This is a genomic window from Alterinioella nitratireducens (assembly GCF_013155465.1).
Lineage (GTDB): Bacteria > Pseudomonadota > Alphaproteobacteria > Rhodobacterales > Rhodobacteraceae > Alterinioella > Alterinioella nitratireducens.
The window spans coordinates 284719-300272 of sequence record NZ_JABJVX010000003.1; the positions used below are offsets into that span (position 1 = coordinate 284719).

Genomic DNA, 15554 nt, shown 5'->3' on the forward strand with positions numbered 1-15554 from the left:
CGCAACAGATGAGGGACAGATATGGCAGAAAACAGAACCGCTAAGCTGGAATTCGACGGCAAGACCCTCGAATTGCCCATCCTCAGCCCCAGCCTCGGCCCCGATGTCATCGACATCAGCAAGCTCTACGCCCAGGGCGGCGTCTTCACCCACGATCCGGGCTTCACCTCCACCTCGGCCTGCGAATCCACCATCACCTTCATCGACGGCAACAAGGGTGAGCTTCTGCATCGCGGCTACCCGATCGACCAGCTGGCCGAGAAATCGCATTTCCTCGAGGTCTGCTACCTGCTGCTCTATGGCGAACTGCCCTCGGTCACGGAACTGGAGGATTTCGAGCTGCGGGTGACCCGTCACACGATGGTGCATGAGCAGATGCACAATTTCTTCCGCGGGTTCCGCCGTGATGCGCACCCGATGGCCACGATGGTCGGCGTGGTCGGCGCGATGTCGGCCTTCTACCACGATTCGACCGATATCTCGGACCCCTGGCAGCGCGAGGTCGCCTCGATCCGCCTGATCGCGAAACTGCCGACCATCGCCGCGATGGCCTATAAATATTCCATCGGCCAGCCCTTCGTCTATCCGCGCAACGATTGCGACTACGCGACCAACTTCCTGCGCATGTGTTTTGCCGTGCCGGCCGAGGAATACCAGCCTGACCCGATCCTGAGCCGCGCGATGGACCGGATCTTCACGCTGCATGCCGATCACGAGCAAAACGCCTCGACCTCGACCGTGCGCCTGGCGGGCTCCTCCGGGGCCAATCCCTTCGCCTGCATCGCGGCGGGCATCGCCTGTCTCTGGGGCCCCGCGCATGGTGGCGCCAACCAGGCCTGCCTGGAAATGCTGCAGGAGATCGGCACGCCCGACCGCATCCCCGAATATATCGCGCGCGCCAAGGACAAGGACGATCCGTTCCGCCTGATGGGCTTCGGCCACCGCGTCTACAAGAATTTCGACCCCCGCGCGACGGTGATGAAGCAGAGCGCCGATGAGGTGCTGGACCTTCTGGGCATCGAGGACAACCCGACGCTGCAGGTCGCCAAGGAACTGGAGCGCCAGGCCCTGGACGACCCCTATTTCACCGAGAAGAAGCTGTTCCCGAATGTCGATTTCTATTCCGGCATCATCCTCGAGGCGATCGGCTTCCCGACCTCCATGTTCACGCCCATCTTCGCGCTTTCCCGCACCGTCGGGTGGGTCGCCCAATGGAAGGAAATGATCGGCGATCCGGCCGGCAAGATCGGTCGCCCGCGCCAGCTCTATACCGGCGCGACGCTGCGCGACTACGTGGATATCGAGAACCGCTGAGCCGCCAGCCTTGACGGATTTCGGGCCGCTCCCCAAGGGGGCGGCCCTTTTCACGTCCCCGCTCCGCCGTCCTCAGGCATTAACCTTAACGCGCGCGCCGTTAACCTTAACGCGCGCGCCGTTAACCTTAACGCGCGCCCCGCCCCATCTTCTTTGTTCCGCAAATATCCCCGCCGGAGGCATTGAATCTCTTCTCTCCAACGGCGAGGATCATTCCCTCGCTCGCAGGAAAGGCTGCCCATGCCGCGCAAGATCATCATCGACACCGATCCCGGCCAGGACGACGCGGTCGCGATCCTGCTGGCACTGGCCAGCCCCGAGGACATCACGCTTCTCGGTATCACGGCGGTTGCCGGAAACGTGCCGCTGGCGCTGACGGAGCTGAATGCCCGCAAGGTCTGCGAGGTGGCGGAGCGGCCCGATATCAAGGTCTTCGCCGGTTGCGACCGACCGTTGGCCCACACGCTCGTCACGGCCGAACATGTGCATGGCAAGACCGGACTCGACGGCCCCGACCTGCCCGCGCCGAAAATGCCGCTGCAAGACGCCCACGCGGTCGATTTCATCATCGAGACGCTGCGCAGTGAGGCCCCCGGCACCGTCACTCTCTGCGCGCTCGGCCCGCTGACCAATATCGCCACGGCCTTCCGGAAGGCCCCCGATATCGCGGAGCGTGTCCAGGAAATCGTGCTGATGGGCGGGGCCTATTTCGAGGTCGGCAACATCACCCCGGCGGCGGAGTTCAACATCTATGTCGATCCCGAAGCCGCTGATATCGTGTTCAAATCCGGCGCAGCGATCACGGTGATGCCGCTTGACGTGACGCATAAGGCGCTGGTCACCGGCCCGCGCAATGACGCCTTCCGCGCGCTTGACAGCCATGCCGGGCGCACCGTCGCCGCCTGGACCGAGTTCTTCGAGCGTTTCGACAAGGAGAAATACGGCTCGCCCGGTGCGCCGCTGCATGACCCCACCGTCATCGCCTACCTGATCAACCCCAAGCTCTTCCAGGGGCGGCATGTCAATGTCGAGATCGAGACCGTCTCGGAGCTTACCCGTGGCATGACCGTCGCCGATTGGTGGGGCGTCACCGACCGGCCCGCCAATGCGATGTTCATGGGCGATCTGGACGCGGACGGGTTCTTCGACCTGCTGACGGAGCGGATCGGGCGGCTCTGACCGGCTGGAAACCGTCGCCCGCCATACCTAGGTAAGGGGCGAAGGGGGCCACTTCCCATGCAGATCGCATTCGACAACAGCTACACCACCCTGCCCGACCGATTCTACAGCGCGGTGCCGCCAAGCCCGGTCTCCGACCCGCAACTGATCGCGCTCAATGAGGGTCTGGCCGCAACACTCGGGCTGGACGCCAACGCGCTGCGCAGTCCGGAGGGGCTGGCCATGCTGGCCGGAAACGCCCTGCCCGACGGCGCCGCCGGGATCGCGCAGGCCTATGCCGGGCACCAGTTCGGCGGATGGGTGCCGCAGCTTGGCGACGGGCGGGCGCTGCTGTTGGGCGAGGTGGTGGGCCGCGACGGCAAGCGCCGCGACATTCAACTGAAAGGCTCTGGCCCGACACCCTATTCCCGCATGGGCGACGGGCGCGCCTGGCTCGGGCCGGTGCTGCGCGAATATATCGTGTCCGAGGCGATGGCCGCACTTGGCATCCCCACAACCCGCGCGCTGGCCGCCGTCAGCACCGGCGACCCCGTCCACCGCGAACGCGTGTTTCCGGGCGCGGTCCTGACCCGTGTTGCGTCCTCGCATATCCGCGTCGGAACCTTCCAGTATTTCGCCGCGCGCGAGGATGGCGAGGCGTTGCAGGCCCTCACTGATCACGCCATTTCGCGCCACTACCCCGAGGCGCAAGGCCCCCTCGGGCTGCTCGCATCCGTGGTCGAGGCGCAGGCCGATCTGATCACGAAATGGATGGGGGTGGGGTTCATCCACGGCGTCATGAACACCGACAACATGTCCGTCGCGGGCGAGACCATCGACTATGGGCCTTGCGCCTTCCTCGATGCCTATCACCCGCAAACGGTGTTCTCCTCCATCGACCGGATGGGGCGTTACGCCTATGGCAAACAGCCCGAGATCGCGGTCTGGAACCTGGCGCAACTGGCCACCGCGCTGCTGCCCCTGATGGGCGCGGACCGCGATAAGGCCATCGAGCAGGCGACCGAGGTCGTGCAGGGCTTCGCCGACAGTTTCGCCGCCGCCTGGGACCGGGTCTTTGCCGCCAAGCTGGGGCTGGATACCCCGCGTGAGGGGGATGCCGCGATGGCCTATGACCTGTTGCGCCGGATGGCCCTGGGCGAGGCCGATTTCACCCGCACCTTCCGCGCGCTCACGGGCCCCGATCCGAAAGCCGCGCGTGCGGAATTCAAGGATCCGACCGCCTTCGATGCCTGGGTGACCGGCTGGCAGGCCCGCATCGAGCATATCCCGCATACCAAGCGCATCGCCGCGATGCAGGCGGTGAACCCCGCGCTGATCCCGCGCAATCACCGCATGGAGGAGGCGATCCAGGCCGCGCTGAAGGGCGATTTCGCGCCGTTCCACCGGCTGAACGCGGCCCTTGCCACGCCCTTCGCCGAGCCCGCCGATTCCGACCTGATGCAGGCCCCGGAACCCGAGGAAGAGGTGCGCGCGACCTTCTGCGGAACCTAAGGCGTTTCAGGTTCTCTTGGAATTGGGTATCGGTTTTCGCGTGCGGCCCTGAAAGGGACGTGGCAGGGAAAACCGATTCCTTCGAACCTGAATCGATCTAGCCCTTGAAGCGCCGGAAGAAGCGCCGGTTGAGGTCCACGAACTCCTCGACCAGCGCCGAGACCGAGCCGAGCGCCTTGCCGCGCAGGTAGAGCGCGCCGGTCAGCCCGGCGACCCCCGCGCCGATGATGTCCACGATCAGGTCGCCCATCGTGTCGACCAGCCCGGATTTCTGCATGTTCAGGCCGAAGGTCTGGTCCATCGCAAACTCGAACACCTCCCAGATCACGCCGATGGTGACGGCGAAGCAGAAGGCCAGGAGGCCGATCGCCCAGGCGGGCGCGGCATAGCGGTCGCCTTCGAAGAGGATGAAGACGAGGAGGAATCCGGCTAACCCGAGCCCCAGGGCCGACATCCCATGCAGCGCGATATCCCACCACCACAGGCGGATATAGAAATCCATCACCTCGCCCAGGAAGAGCGTGGCGAAGATGAAGACCACGATGGCCGCGACAATGCTGCGCGGCAGGCGGATGTTCAGGCGCGGGGCCAGGAAGATCGGCGTCATGGTCAGGGCCAGCGTCGCCAGCGAGACAAAGGCCACGGGCCAGCGCCCGGTGGCGACCGACAGCAACAGCTCGACCGTCAGCACGCTCCAGATCACATAGGTCAGCCCGCTCTGGCCGCGAAGCCGGTTCATGCCACTCTCCTTCTGCTCCCATCACAGATGCGCAATGGGGCTTGCCCGTGCAAGGCCGGGACGGGCAGATTGGCCCCATGTCATACCCTGCCCCGCCCGCGCCGGAACATTTGCGAGTCCTGAGCTACAATATCCACAAATGCGTCGGGCTGGACCGGCGCCGCGACCCGCATCGGGTGGCGCAGGTGATCCGTGGCATCGGCCCCTCGATTGCCGTCTTGCAGGAGGCGGACAAGCGGCTTGGGCCCCGCCCCGCCGCCCTGCCGCCGCAGGTGGTGGTCGAGGAATGCGGCATGCTGGCCGCCCCTGTCGCCACCACGCGGATCAGCCTTGGCTGGCACGGCAACGCGATCTTGATGACGCCGGGCTGGCACATGGTGGCGCTGCACCGCCTGCCCCTGCCGGGGCTGGAGCCACGCGGCGCGGTCATTGCCGACCTCTCCGGCCCGCAGGATCTGCGCGTCGTGGCCACCCATCTGGGGCTGCGCAGGCGCGACCGGCAGCATCAGATGACGCTGATCATGGCCGAGCTGGCCCACCTGCCCCGCCGTCCCACGATCCTTCTGGCCGATTGCAACGAATGGTCGGCAACCGAGGGCTTCGCGCCTCTGGATCCGTTCTTCACACTGCACAATTCCGGCCGCAGCTTTCCCGCCCGCAGGCCGATGGCGGCCCTCGACCGGCTGGCGACGGGGCCGGGTATCGAGGTCGTGCAGCAAGGCGTCTGCCGCACCGGCATCGCGGGGCGCGCCTCCGATCACCTGCCTATCTGGGCCGACCTTTCGCTGGCCGGTTGATCAGCGTGATCCCGACCGCGACAAGCACCATCGCGGCGAGGATTTCCCAACCGACGTCCTCGCCCAACAGGCCCCATCCGAGCAGAACCCCCAGGATCGGCGTCAGGAAGCTGAACGAGGCCACGGAGGAGGCCGGGTAGGTCATCAGGAGGTGAAACCAGAACAGGAAGCCGAAGGAGGCGACAAAGACGCTCTGGTAGAGAAGCAGGCCGAGATGAAAGAGCGTCGGCTCGCGCAGGAGCGGGCCGAAGAGCGGCGCCAACAGGGTCAACAGCACCGCCGAAACCGCGAGTTGCCAGAAAAGCTGCATCTCCGGGGCCTCGTGCTGAATGGGCAGGGTCCGTGCCGCCAGCGCAATCGCCCCCCAGGCCAGCGCCGCGCCAAGCGCAAGGAAATCGCCCAGGAGGGACGCCTGCCCGCCCCCGTCCCGGTCCAGCAGCGCGAGAACGACACCCGTGAAAGCCAGCGCCAGGCCGATCAGCCTGAGCCGCCCCATCCGTTCGCCCGGCAACAGGAAATGCGCCGCCAGCGTCAGCCAGACCGGCATGGAATAGAACAGGATCGAGGTCCGCGCCACCGTAGTGAGGTCCAGCGCGAGGAAGAGGAAGATGAACTCGACGGTGAAGAGCGCGCCCAGAAGCAGACCGGCGGGGACGCTGCGTGCGACGATTGCAAAGCGGATGCCCCGGATGCGCATCCAGACCAGCAGCACGATCAGCGCCAGCAATGACCTGAGCCCCGCCATGAAGACCGGCCCGACGCCTTGATTGCCCAGTTTGATCACGACCTGGTTGACGGCGAGAACGATCGCGATCCCGATCAGGGAGGTCGCGCCAAACGCGTCCATGCTGTCCTTGCGCGGCATGTGTCCTCTCCCCCCACCCCGTCCGGTTCCCGCCCAGAACGCAGCCCCGCGCGGGGAAGTCAAGCAATGGGGGCGTTTCAGGATTTGCGCGCCGTGCACCGCGTGCTACCCAAACCCGACACACGCCCCGCCGAAGGACTGCGCGCCCCATGACGATGCTTCAGGTCACCTCGCTTCTGATCGTGCTTGCGGGCGCGTTCGGGGCGATCAACTACCTCTTCCTGCGCCTGCCCGCCGCCATCGGCATCCTGGTCGTGGCGCTGGCCGCCTCGCTGGTCATCCTGGGGCTGGACCTTGTCGTGCCGGGCTTCGTCTTCGACGACGAATTACGCGCGCTGATTGCCGATATCGACTTTTCCGAGGCGCTGCTCGACGGGATGTTGGGCCTGCTTCTCTTCGCGGGCGCCCTGCATGTGAAGCTGGAAGACTTGCGCGCCGAATGGGTCACCGTGGCGCTGATGGCGACGATCGGCGTGGGGCTGTCCACCGTCATCATCGGGGTGGGCTTTTCCTGGGTGACGGGCATGCCGCTGCTCATTGCGCTGGTCTTCGGCGTCATCGTCACCCCCACCGACCCCGTCGCGGTGCTTGGCGTGCTGCGCGAGGCCGACCTGCCGAAAGCGCTGGAGACCAAGATCGCGGGCGAGAGTCTGTTCAATGACGGGGTCGGCTATGTCGTCTTCCTGGTCCTCGTCGGCATCGCCTTTCCGGCGGGCGAGGCGCTCGGCGATAGTTCGCTGCAATCGGCGGGGCTCTTGTTCGTGCAGGAGGCGTTCGGCGGCGCGCTTCTGGGCGGTGTGCTCGGCTGGCTCACCTTCCGCGTCATGCGGCGCATCGACGATCCCTCGCTGGAGGTTCTCCTGACGCTCGGCCTTGCCTTTGGCGGTTATGAGCTGGCGATCTGGCTGCATGTCTCGGCCCCGATCATGGCCGTGGTCGCGGGGCTTCTCATTGGCGAGGTCGGCCCCAAGGGCGGCATGAGCGAGGAAACGCGCCGACATGTCGATGCGTTCTGGTTCATGATCGACGAGATTCTGAACGCGGTCCTGTTCCTCCTGATCGGGATCGAGGTCTTCGCGGTCGTCTTCTCGGGCGATGTGCTGCTGACCGGGCTTGCCGCCATCGCGCTGGCGCTGGTCGCGCGGCTGGCCGCCGTGTCCATCCCCATCCTGATCCTGCGCCCGTTCCGGGAGTTTGCCAACGGCACCATCCCGGTGATGACCTGGGGCGGCCTCAAGGGCGGTATCTCGGTCGCGCTGGCGCTGTCCCTGCCCGACAATGACTGGAAACCGCTGATCCTTGGGGCGACCTACCTGGTCGTTGTGTTCTCGATCATCGTGCAGGGCCTGACCGTGGCGCGCCTGGCCGCGCGCGTCAGCCGTGAGCCGGAGCTCGATGTATGAGCGCCTCCGCCCCGCGCGGCGCGTTTCCTGAAGGACGGGGCTTTCCGGCACCGGGCCAAATCGGCCAGATCGGAACACCGGATGACACCGGATAACACCGGGGGCCAATGCCATGGCGGACACCATCGAAGCGCGTTGCGCGGCCAAGGGCCTGCGCATGACCGGCCAGCGGCGCATGATCGCGCAGGTTCTGGAAGGGTCCGACGATCACCCCGATGTCGAGGAGCTTCATGGCGGCCCTACGGCGTGCCGCTGAAGAAATAGGCGCGGCCTGCGTTTGGTCTTTTCCCGCGCTTGCGGGCATGTCATTGCCATGGCCCAGGCATTTCCCCAACCGGCGCAGAACACGGATAACCTCAGCGGGATCCTGTGGATGCTGTTTTCCATGGCGACCTTCGCGGCGGGCGATGTCGGCATCAAGCTTCTGGCGGGCGCCATGCCGCCCGGCCAGATCATGGGGTCGCTCGGGTTGCTGGGAACCGCCCTCTTCGCGGCCTGGACGAAGGCCCGGGGGCTGACCGTCCTGCCACCCGCCCTGCTGCATCCTGCCGTCGCCATGCGCTATATCTCCGAGATCGTGGCGGGCTGCGGCATGGTGCTGGCGCTGACGCTGACGCCCTTGTCGCTGGTGACCGCGATCTTGCAGGCGGCCCCGCTTGTCGTGGCGATGGGCGCGGCGCTGGTCTTCGGTGAGCGCGTGGGCTGGCGGCGCTGGTCGGCGATCCTGATTGGGCTGGTGGGCGTGCTGATCATCCTGCGCCCCGGCCTGGCAGGGTTCGACCCCAACGCGATCTGGGCCGTGATCGCCATGCTGGGGCTGGCCTCGCGCGACCTGGCCACCCGCGCCTGCCCAAAATCGCTCAGCAGCCTGCAACTCTCCACCTTCGGCATCTCGGCCCTCATTCCCACCGGCGCGATCCTGCTGGTCTTTACGGGCGCCCCGGTTGCCGCCCCCCCTGCAAGCCTGGGCGATCCTTCTGGGCACGATCCTGGCCACATTGGTGGGCTACTATGCCATCACCGCCGCGATGCGGGTGGGCGAGGTCGCCGCCGTCACCCCCTTCCGCTATTCGCGGCTGATCTTCGGATTGATCCTGGGCATCGCCATCTTCGCCGAGCGCCCCGACGCGGCCACCTATCTGGGCGCGGCGCTGATCCTGGGCACCGGCCTCTATTCGGCCTGGCGCGAACATCGGGCCCGCGCCACCCTGCCGCGCTGTTAGCGCTATCATCCATCGTTTACTTTCGCCCCGTGGCTGCTATAGCAACGGGAAACCGCCCTTTGACACAAGGACCACCCCCATGAGCCTGATCATCGACATTCACGCCCGCGAAATCCTCGACAGCCGGGGCAACCCGACGGTGGAGGTCGATGTCGTGCTGGAGGATGGCACCCTGGGCCGTGCGGCCGTGCCCTCTGGCGCCTCCACCGGCGTGCATGAGGCGGTGGAAAAGCGCGACGGCGACAAGGCGCGCTATATGGGCAAGGGCGTGCTGGAGGCGGTCGAGGCCGTGAACGGCGAAATCGCCGAATCCCTCGTGGGCTATGAGGCCACCGAACAGGCCGCCATCGACGCCACCATGCGCGAGCTGGACGGAACCGAGAACAAGGGCCGGTTGGGTGCCAACGCGATCCTGGGCGTCAGTCTCGCCACCGCCAAGGCCGCCGCGGAATATACCGGCCAGCCGCTTTACCGCTATGTCGGCGGCACCTCGGCCCGCGTCCTCCCGGTGCCGATGATGAACATCATCAATGGCGGCGAACATGCCGACAACCCGATCGACATCCAGGAATTCATGATCATGCCCGTGAGCGCGGAAAACATCCGCGAGGCGGTGCGCATGGGGTCGGAGATCTTTCACACGCTGAAGAAGGAGCTGTCGGCGGCGGGCCTTTCCACCGGGATCGGCGATGAGGGCGGCTTTGCGCCGAACTTGAACTCCACCCGAGACGCGCTTGATTTCATTCTGAAATCCATCGACAAGGCGGGCTACAAGGCGGGCGAGGACATCATGCTGGCGCTGGATTGCGCCGCCACCGAATATTTCAGGGACGGCAAATACGAGATGACCGGCGAGGGCCGCAGCCTGACGCCCGCCGAGAATGTCGACTACCTCGCCGCGCTTTGCGACGACTACCCGATCCTGTCGATCGAGGATGGCTGTTCCGAGGATGACTGGGACGGCTGGACCCTGCTGACCGAAAAGCTCGGGGACCGGGTACAGCTTGTCGGCGACGACCTCTTCGTGACCAACCCCGCGCGGCTGAAAATGGGGATCGAGAAGAAGGCGGCCAATTCGCTGCTGGTCAAGGTCAACCAGATCGGCACCCTGTCTGAAACGCTCGCCGCCGTCGACATGGCGCATCGCAACCGCATGACCTGCGTGATGAGCCACCGCTCGGGCGAAACCGAGGATGCCACCATCGCCGATCTGGCCGTTGCCACCAATTGCGGGCAGATCAAGACCGGGTCGCTGGCGCGCTCGGACCGGCTGGCGAAATACAACCAGCTGATCCGCATCGAGGAGATGTTGGGCGAGACCGCCGAATATGCGGGCCGCTCGATCCTGCGCTGAGGCCCCGGCGCGGGGCCGCCTGCCCTTTACAGCCCCGCGCGATCCTTGTCTTACTTGTTGCGAAGGGGCCGCCACGGCGGCCCGACAACGGCAGGCGCGGCTCCCTTGAAACACCCTTTTTCGAACCGCGCCGACCCCGACCCCCGATCCACCCCGTGGGAGATCATCTCGTTGATGGTCGCCACCGACGTGAAGCCGGTGCTGGAGATCGCCGCGCGCTTTGTGCTGCTGGCCATCTTCTGCATCAGCGCCGCAATCTGGCTGGACATGGCCCTCGCGGTCTACTGGCTGCTGGTCTACATGCTGGCCGAGACCGTCAACATCGCCTTCCTCGCCACCCGCCGCGCGCCTGCCAGCCGCGCCGAGGAATGGCTGGCAACCGGCCTGAACTTCGTCACCACCCTGTGGTTCGCGACCCTGCCCGTCTATCTCTGGCAGTTTGAAAGCCAGGTTCTGAAATTCGCCGCCGTCTCGCTCCTTGCGGGCATGGTGATCTACAGCGTGACGCGCTATTCCGGCCTGCGCCGCATCGTGATCTGGGACGGTCTTCTGATCTCGGCCATTGCGCTCTATTTCGGCTATGACTTGGCACGCCACGCCGAGGGCACGGTCACGATGGCGCTGAGCATGTTGTTTTCCGTGTTGCTGGTCGCCTATTTCCTGATCTCGCTGCAAGAGAACCTGACCGCACAACGGGCACTGAAACAGGCCGAGAAACGTCACGTCCAGGCCCAGAAGATGGAGGCGGTGGGCCAGTTGACCGGCGGCATTGCGCATGATTTCAACAATTTGCTGACGGTGATGATCGGCAATCTCGACCTCTACCAAGAGGTCTCGGACCCGTCCGAGAAGGACATGCTGGCCGATGAGGCGCGCCAGGCCGCCCTGCGCGCCGCCACGCTGACCTCTCAATTGCTGGCTTTCTCGCACAAGGCGCGGCTCGACCCCAGGCCGGTCAACCCCGCGCGCCTGCTGGAGAATTTCACCGCGATGACCACGCGGGTTCTACCCGATTCCGTGACCCTGCAACTGGAGCTTGCGGACCCGCCGCAAAGCGTGACGGTGGATGTCCATCAGCTTGAAAACGCCCTGCTCAACCTGGTCATCAACGCCCGTGACGCGATGGAGGATAACGGCATCGTCACCATCGGCCTCGACCGGATCCAGACCCGCCACGCGCGGGAGTTTGGCGGTGTCAGGCTGTCGCCGGGGGTCTATGCCCGTATCTCGGTCACCGATACCGGCCCCGGCATCGCGCCCGAGGATCTTGGCACGGTGACAGAGCCGTTCTTCACCACCAAGCAGGTGGGCAAGGGCTCGGGCCTCGGCCTGTCCATGGCCAAGGGGTTCGTGGAACAATCGGGCGGCGCGCTGGAATTGACCAGTACGCCGGGCCAGGGCGCGACATTCGCCTTCTGGCTGCCGTCGCAGACGCCAGAGGACGACGATCAGGAGGGGGCATGCCCATGACCGCAGACCAGATCATCGCAAGGCTCGACCTCGCGCCGCATCCCGAGGGCGGGCATTACCGCCAGACCTGGGCCGCCGGGACCGGGGATGGCAGACCGTCGGCCACCTGCATCCAGTTCCTGCTGAAGGCGGGCGAGGTCAGCCATTGGCACAGGGTGGATGCGGCCGAGATCTGGCTCTACCACGCCGGTGCGCCGCTGGTCCTGTCGATCAGCCCGGATGCGGACGGCCCTGCAACCGATCACCTGCTGACGCCGGACCTGGACCGGGGCGCGCCGCAGATCGTGGTGCCCGCCCATCACTGCCAGGCCGCGCGCAGCACGGGCGACTGGACGCTGGTCAGTTGCGTCGTCTCGCCGGGGTTCCGCTTCGAGGGCTTCACATTGGCCGCACCCGGTTTCAACATCCCCCGCTAACGGGGTTTGCTCAGCACCCCGCCGCCGACCAGCGCGGAGACGCCAGTGGTGGATGGACCCGAGGTCGCCATGCCGCGCGCGACGCGGACGGCGAGGAAAGCGAAGGCCTGTGCCTCCAGCATGTCGCCATCCAGCCCGACGGCCTCGACCGGGTCCACGACGCATCCCGTGCGCTCGGCCAGCGCCGCCATCATCGCCGCATTGTGCCGACCGCCGCCGGTGACCAGGATACGGGTGGGCGCCGAGGGGCAATACTGGAGGCCCTGCGCCACGGCCTCGGCGCTGATTGCCACCAGCGTGGCGGCGGCATCCTCGGTGTAGAGGTCGGAGACCAGGTCGGCCAGATCTGAAAAATCGTTCCGGTCCAGAGACTTTGGCGGCATTCTTGACATGAACGGACGGGTCAGCGCAGGTCTGACGATCGCCTCATCCGCGCGGCCCGACAGCGCCAGCGCGCCCCCCTCATCGCGCGCCCCTCCCGTTCGTGCCGCGATCAGGTCATCCAGCGGCGCATTGGCCGGCCCGGTGTCGAAGGCCATCAGCGCGCCTTGGGTCTCCGGCCCCGGCGCGGACGGGTCCACCCAGGTCAGGTTGCCGACGCCGCCGAGGTTGAGGAAAACGACCGGCGCACCGGCCTTGATCCACTTGGCGCAGGCGAAATGGTAGAACGGGGCCAGCGGCGCGCCCTCACCGCCAAGCTCGACATCGGCGCTGCGGAAATCCCACATCACCGGCTTGCCAAGCACATCGGCCAGCACCTGCCCGTCGCCCGCCTGATGGGTGCCGCGCCCGCGCGGCTCATGCGCGAGGGTCTGGCCGTGAAAGCCGACCATTTCGGCCTTCGCAAACCGCGACAGCACCGCGGCATGGGCGGTCTCGACCACCTCGGCGGCATCTGCCACGCCCGCCTGCCCGTGCCATTGCCCGAGGCCCGCGCGCAGCACCGCGCGCTCCTGGGCCGAATAGGCCCGGTAGCGCGTTTCGCCAAAGGCGAAAATCCTCTGCCCGTCGGTCTGGATCAGCGCCGCATCGACCCCGTCCAGCGAGGTGCCCGACATCGCGCCCGCAACCCATATCGGCCCTTCCATCGCGTCACCCTTCCCGGTATCACGCCCCTTGCTGACAGAATGGACGGATGCCTCATGACCTACCACCCCAAATCGGACTTCATACGCGTGATGATGGAGCGCGGCTTTCTCGCCGATTGCACCGATTACCAGGGCTTCGACGAGGCGCTGAGCAGGCAGGTGGTGCCGGGTTATATCGGGTTCGACGCGACGGCGAAATCGCTGCATGTCGGCAGCCTGATCCAGATCATGACCCTGCGCTGGTTGCAGAAGACGGGCCACAAGCCGATCACCCTGATGGGCGGCGGCACCACCAAGGTGGGCGATCCGTCCTTCCGCGCCGATGAACGCCCCCTGCTGACGCCAGACCAGATCGACGAGAACATTGCCGGGATCAAATCGGTCTTTGCCAATTACGTGACCTATGGCGACGGGACGACCGATGCGCTGATGCTCAACAATGACGAATGGCTGGCCGATCTCAACTACCTCGATTTCCTGCGCGACATTGGCCGACATTTCAGCGTCAACCGGATGCTGTCCTTCGAGAGCGTCAAGTCGCGGCTGGATCGGGAGCAATCGCTCAGCTTCCTGGAATTCAACTACATGATCCTGCAAGCCTATGATTTCCTTGAGCTGAACCGGCGCTATGGCTGCCTGGTGCAATTCGGCGGCTCGGACCAATGGGGCAATATCGTCAACGGGATCGACCTGACGCGCCGGGTGCTGGACCAGGAGATCTTCGGCATGACCACGCCGCTGCTGACCACGTCCGACGGCAAGAAGATGGGCAAGACCGCCGATGGCGCGATCTGGCTCAACGCGGAGATGCGCAGCCCGTACGAGTTCTGGCAGTTCTGGCGCAACACCACCGATGCCGATGTGGGCCGGTTCCTCAAGCTCTATACCGAGCTGCCGGTCGAGGAATGCGACCGCTTGGGCGCTCTTGCGGGCTCCGAGATCAACGAGGCCAAGATCGTGCTGGCCAACGAGGTCACGGGCCTCCTGCACGGCGCGGCGGCGGCCGAGGCGGCGGCAGCGACCGCGCGCGAAGTGTTCGAGAAGGGCGGCATGGGGGACGATTTGCCGACGCTGACCCTGACGGCAGCGGACATTGGCGACGGGATCTCCGTTGTGCAACTGATCACCCGCGCGGGCCTTGCGAAATCGGGGAAGGAGGCCAAGCGGCTGATCTCCGAGAACGGCGCGCGGCTGAACGATGCGCCGCTGACCGATGCCGGGCTGATCGTCCTTGCAGGTGACCTGGCCGCGCCGATCAAGCTGAGCGCGGGTAAGAAGCGTCACGCCTTGGTAGTGCTGCAGGGGTAAGGGCCCGGTTTGCAAGCGTTGCGCCCGATTGCGCGGGCAGGAGCCTCCGGCGGGGATATTTTCCGGAACAAAGAAGGTGGGCGGGGGCGTCATGGTGAACGGCGCGCGCGTTAAGGTTAACGCGGCGGGTGTAGGGGAGTGTTAAGTTCCCCCGCCATCTGGCGCAGACGTGCGGCGCGGGCGGGGGGGATGGCGGCAATCTCCAGCCCGGTAAAGACATGCAGCGTGCCGAGGTCGCGGTCGATAACTGCGTGGTCGCTGACCCGTCCGCCCATCATCAGGTAGCTGCGCAGGAGCGAGGGCATCCGCGCCAGCGCGTGGCGCGGATCGGGCTGTCGCGGCGGGGCCGTCAGGAGATCGAGTGTCTCCTGTGATCTTACCCCCGGCCGCCAGTCGGGCGGCGCGAGGTAGCGGTCGCGCAGCAGCGCCAGCGCATCGCCATGTGCCGCGGGGTCAGTGCCGGAAAACGATGAGCAGCCGAACAGCATCTCGACCCCGCCCGCGTCGACAAGGGCCGCAAGCCGCCCCCAGGCCACGCGCAGGATGTCGGGGTCCGGGTGGTCGGGGTGCAGGCAGAAGCGGCCAAGCTCCAGCATCGGGCCTCTGCGTCGGGCCAGCCCCGAAAGATCGTAGAATTGCGCCGAGTAGCTCTTGGCGATGTCCGGCCCGCCCGCCAAGGACAGCAGCCGGAAACAGCAGACCAGCGCGCCGGTCGCCGCCTCCTCGATCACGATATGCTGGCAAAGATCGTCGAACCGGTCACGATCGGGGACCATGCCGCCGCGAAAGGCCAGTTTGCGCAAGGCCTGCGCCCGGTCCAGATCGCGCGCGCCCGTCGCCGCGCGCGCGCGGTAGCGGCCCAGGTGCCCCGTGGATATGTCGCGCGGATCGCCGGCCAAACCTGCCT

15 protein-coding genes and 2 pseudogenes are annotated in these 15554 nt (G+C 66.2%); 12 read left to right on the plus strand and 5 right to left on the minus strand.

Features of this window, described 5'->3' with window-relative positions; translation table 11 throughout:
- Positions 1 to 21: 21 nt before the first annotated feature.
- The 3 genes from gltA to HNS34_RS07040 all read left to right on the plus strand — a co-directional run bounded on the left by gltA (position 22) and on the right by HNS34_RS07040 (position 3984).
- Complete coding sequence (gene gltA / locus HNS34_RS07030; protein ID WP_172319337.1) at positions 22 to 1314, plus strand: citrate synthase; 1293 nt, start codon at positions 22 to 24, stop codon at positions 1312 to 1314.
- A gap of 240 nt (positions 1315 to 1554) precedes the next feature.
- Positions 1555 to 2493, plus strand: a complete 939-nt coding sequence (locus HNS34_RS07035) for a nucleoside hydrolase (protein ID WP_172319338.1) — start codon at positions 1555 to 1557, stop codon at positions 2491 to 2493.
- A gap of 57 nt (positions 2494 to 2550) precedes the next feature.
- Positions 2551 to 3984, plus strand: a complete 1434-nt coding sequence (locus tag HNS34_RS07040) for a protein adenylyltransferase SelO (RefSeq protein WP_172319339.1) — start codon at positions 2551 to 2553, stop codon at positions 3982 to 3984.
- Positions 3985 to 4081: 97 nt separating this feature from the next.
- Here the strand turns inward: HNS34_RS07040 and HNS34_RS07045 are convergent, their stop codons facing one another.
- Positions 4082 to 4723, minus strand: coding sequence for a DUF2238 domain-containing protein (locus HNS34_RS07045; protein ID WP_172319340.1), 642 nt, complete (start codon positions 4721 to 4723; stop codon positions 4082 to 4084).
- A gap of 77 nt (positions 4724 to 4800) precedes the next feature.
- On the opposite strand from HNS34_RS07045, the gene HNS34_RS07050 reads away from it, so the two are divergent.
- Positions 4801 to 5520: an endonuclease/exonuclease/phosphatase family protein gene (locus HNS34_RS07050; protein WP_172319341.1), complete on the plus strand. Its 720-nt coding sequence runs from the start codon at positions 4801 to 4803 to the stop codon at positions 5518 to 5520.
- On the opposite strand, the gene HNS34_RS07055 is transcribed toward HNS34_RS07050, so the two are convergent.
- Positions 5489 to 6385 carry a DMT family transporter gene (locus tag HNS34_RS07055; protein ID WP_172319342.1) on the minus strand — a complete coding sequence of 299 codons (897 nt, stop codon included), beginning with the start codon at positions 6383 to 6385 and terminating at the stop codon, positions 5489 to 5491. The two genes, HNS34_RS07050 and HNS34_RS07055, sit on opposite strands and share 32 nt — an antisense overlap.
- A 149-nt stretch (positions 6386 to 6534) precedes the next feature.
- Here HNS34_RS07055 and HNS34_RS07060 point away from each other — a divergent pair, with 149 nt between their 5' ends.
- From HNS34_RS07060 to HNS34_RS20685, 3 genes and pseudogenes are all read left to right on the plus strand, one after another.
- Entirely contained in the window at positions 6535 to 7788 is a 1254-nt protein-coding gene (locus HNS34_RS07060; protein ID WP_172319343.1) for a cation:proton antiporter, read from the plus strand.
- 112 nt (positions 7789 to 7900) lie between these two features.
- Positions 7901 to 8035 (plus strand): annotated as a pseudogene (locus tag HNS34_RS07065) (transcriptional repressor); the annotation flags it as partial.
- A gap of 138 nt (positions 8036 to 8173) precedes the next feature.
- Positions 8174 to 8239 (plus strand): annotated as a pseudogene (locus HNS34_RS20685) (hypothetical protein); the annotation flags it as partial.
- Between the two features lie 110 nt (positions 8240 to 8349).
- Here the strand turns inward: HNS34_RS20685 and HNS34_RS20690 are convergent.
- Positions 8350 to 8679 (minus strand): hypothetical protein, encoded by a 330-nt coding sequence (locus HNS34_RS20690; RefSeq protein ID WP_235952644.1) that lies wholly within the window; start codon positions 8677 to 8679, stop codon positions 8350 to 8352.
- A 53-nt stretch (positions 8680 to 8732) separates the two neighbouring features.
- On the opposite strand from HNS34_RS20690, the gene HNS34_RS20695 reads away from it, so the two are divergent.
- The 4 genes from HNS34_RS20695 to HNS34_RS07085 all read left to right on the plus strand — a co-directional run bounded on the left by HNS34_RS20695 (position 8733) and on the right by HNS34_RS07085 (position 12251).
- Positions 8733 to 9011, plus strand: coding sequence for a DMT family transporter (locus tag HNS34_RS20695; RefSeq protein ID WP_235952645.1), 279 nt, complete (start codon positions 8733 to 8735; stop codon positions 9009 to 9011).
- A gap of 79 nt (positions 9012 to 9090) precedes the next feature.
- Positions 9091 to 10365, plus strand: a complete 1275-nt coding sequence (gene eno / locus HNS34_RS07075; protein ID WP_172319344.1) for a phosphopyruvate hydratase — start codon at positions 9091 to 9093, stop codon at positions 10363 to 10365.
- Between the two features lie 105 nt (positions 10366 to 10470).
- The gene (locus tag HNS34_RS07080; RefSeq protein WP_172319345.1) at positions 10471 to 11835 is read left to right on the plus strand and encodes an ATP-binding protein; all 1365 of its coding nucleotides are present in this window, start codon (positions 10471 to 10473) and stop codon (positions 11833 to 11835) included.
- On the plus strand, positions 11832 to 12251 hold the full coding sequence (locus HNS34_RS07085; protein ID WP_172319460.1) for a cupin domain-containing protein: 420 nt from the start codon (positions 11832 to 11834) through the stop codon (positions 12249 to 12251). The genes HNS34_RS07080 and HNS34_RS07085 overlap by 4 nt, the downstream gene beginning before the upstream one ends.
- On the opposite strand, the gene HNS34_RS07090 is transcribed toward HNS34_RS07085, so the two are convergent.
- On the minus strand, positions 12248 to 13339 hold the full coding sequence (locus HNS34_RS07090; RefSeq protein WP_172319346.1) for an anhydro-N-acetylmuramic acid kinase: 1092 nt from the start codon (positions 13337 to 13339) through the stop codon (positions 12248 to 12250). The two genes, HNS34_RS07085 and HNS34_RS07090, sit on opposite strands and share 4 nt — an antisense overlap.
- 54 nt (positions 13340 to 13393) lie before the next feature.
- On the opposite strand from HNS34_RS07090, the gene tyrS reads away from it, so the two are divergent.
- Entirely contained in the window at positions 13394 to 14647 is a 1254-nt protein-coding gene (gene tyrS, locus HNS34_RS07095) for a tyrosine--tRNA ligase (protein ID WP_172319347.1), read from the plus strand.
- 116 nt (positions 14648 to 14763) lie between these two features.
- Here tyrS and HNS34_RS07100 read toward each other — a convergent pair whose 3' ends face one another.
- Entirely contained in the window at positions 14764 to 15546 is a 783-nt protein-coding gene (locus HNS34_RS07100; protein WP_235952646.1) for a GNAT family N-acetyltransferase, read from the minus strand.
- Positions 15547 to 15554: the final 8 nt, after the last annotated feature.

Excerpts from the sequence above, each read along its gene's own strand:
- gltA (WP_172319337.1), top strand. The coding sequence starts at position 22 with ATGGCAGAAAACAGAACCGCTAAGCTGGAATTCGACGGCAAGACCCTC.
- HNS34_RS07035 (WP_172319338.1), top strand. The coding sequence starts at position 1,555 with ATGCCGCGCAAGATCATCATCGACACCGATCCCGGCCAGGACGACGCG.
- HNS34_RS07040 (WP_172319339.1), top strand. The coding sequence starts at position 2,551 with ATGCAGATCGCATTCGACAACAGCTACACCACCCTGCCCGACCGATTC.
- HNS34_RS07045 (WP_172319340.1), bottom strand. The coding sequence starts at position 4,723 with ATGAACCGGCTTCGCGGCCAGAGCGGGCTGACCTATGTGATCTGGAGC.
- HNS34_RS07050 (WP_172319341.1), top strand. The coding sequence starts at position 4,801 with ATGTCATACCCTGCCCCGCCCGCGCCGGAACATTTGCGAGTCCTGAGC.
- HNS34_RS07055 (WP_172319342.1), bottom strand. The coding sequence starts at position 6,385 with ATGCCGCGCAAGGACAGCATGGACGCGTTTGGCGCGACCTCCCTGATC.
- HNS34_RS07060 (WP_172319343.1), top strand. The coding sequence starts at position 6,535 with ATGACGATGCTTCAGGTCACCTCGCTTCTGATCGTGCTTGCGGGCGCG.
- HNS34_RS20690 (WP_235952644.1), bottom strand. The coding sequence starts at position 8,679 with ATGCCGAAGGTGGAGAGTTGCAGGCTGCTGAGCGATTTTGGGCAGGCG.
- eno (WP_172319344.1), top strand. The coding sequence starts at position 9,091 with ATGAGCCTGATCATCGACATTCACGCCCGCGAAATCCTCGACAGCCGG.
- HNS34_RS07085 (WP_172319460.1), top strand. The coding sequence starts at position 11,832 with ATGACCGCAGACCAGATCATCGCAAGGCTCGACCTCGCGCCGCATCCC.
- HNS34_RS07090 (WP_172319346.1), bottom strand. The coding sequence starts at position 13,339 with ATGGAAGGGCCGATATGGGTTGCGGGCGCGATGTCGGGCACCTCGCTG.
- tyrS (WP_172319347.1), top strand. The coding sequence starts at position 13,394 with ATGACCTACCACCCCAAATCGGACTTCATACGCGTGATGATGGAGCGC.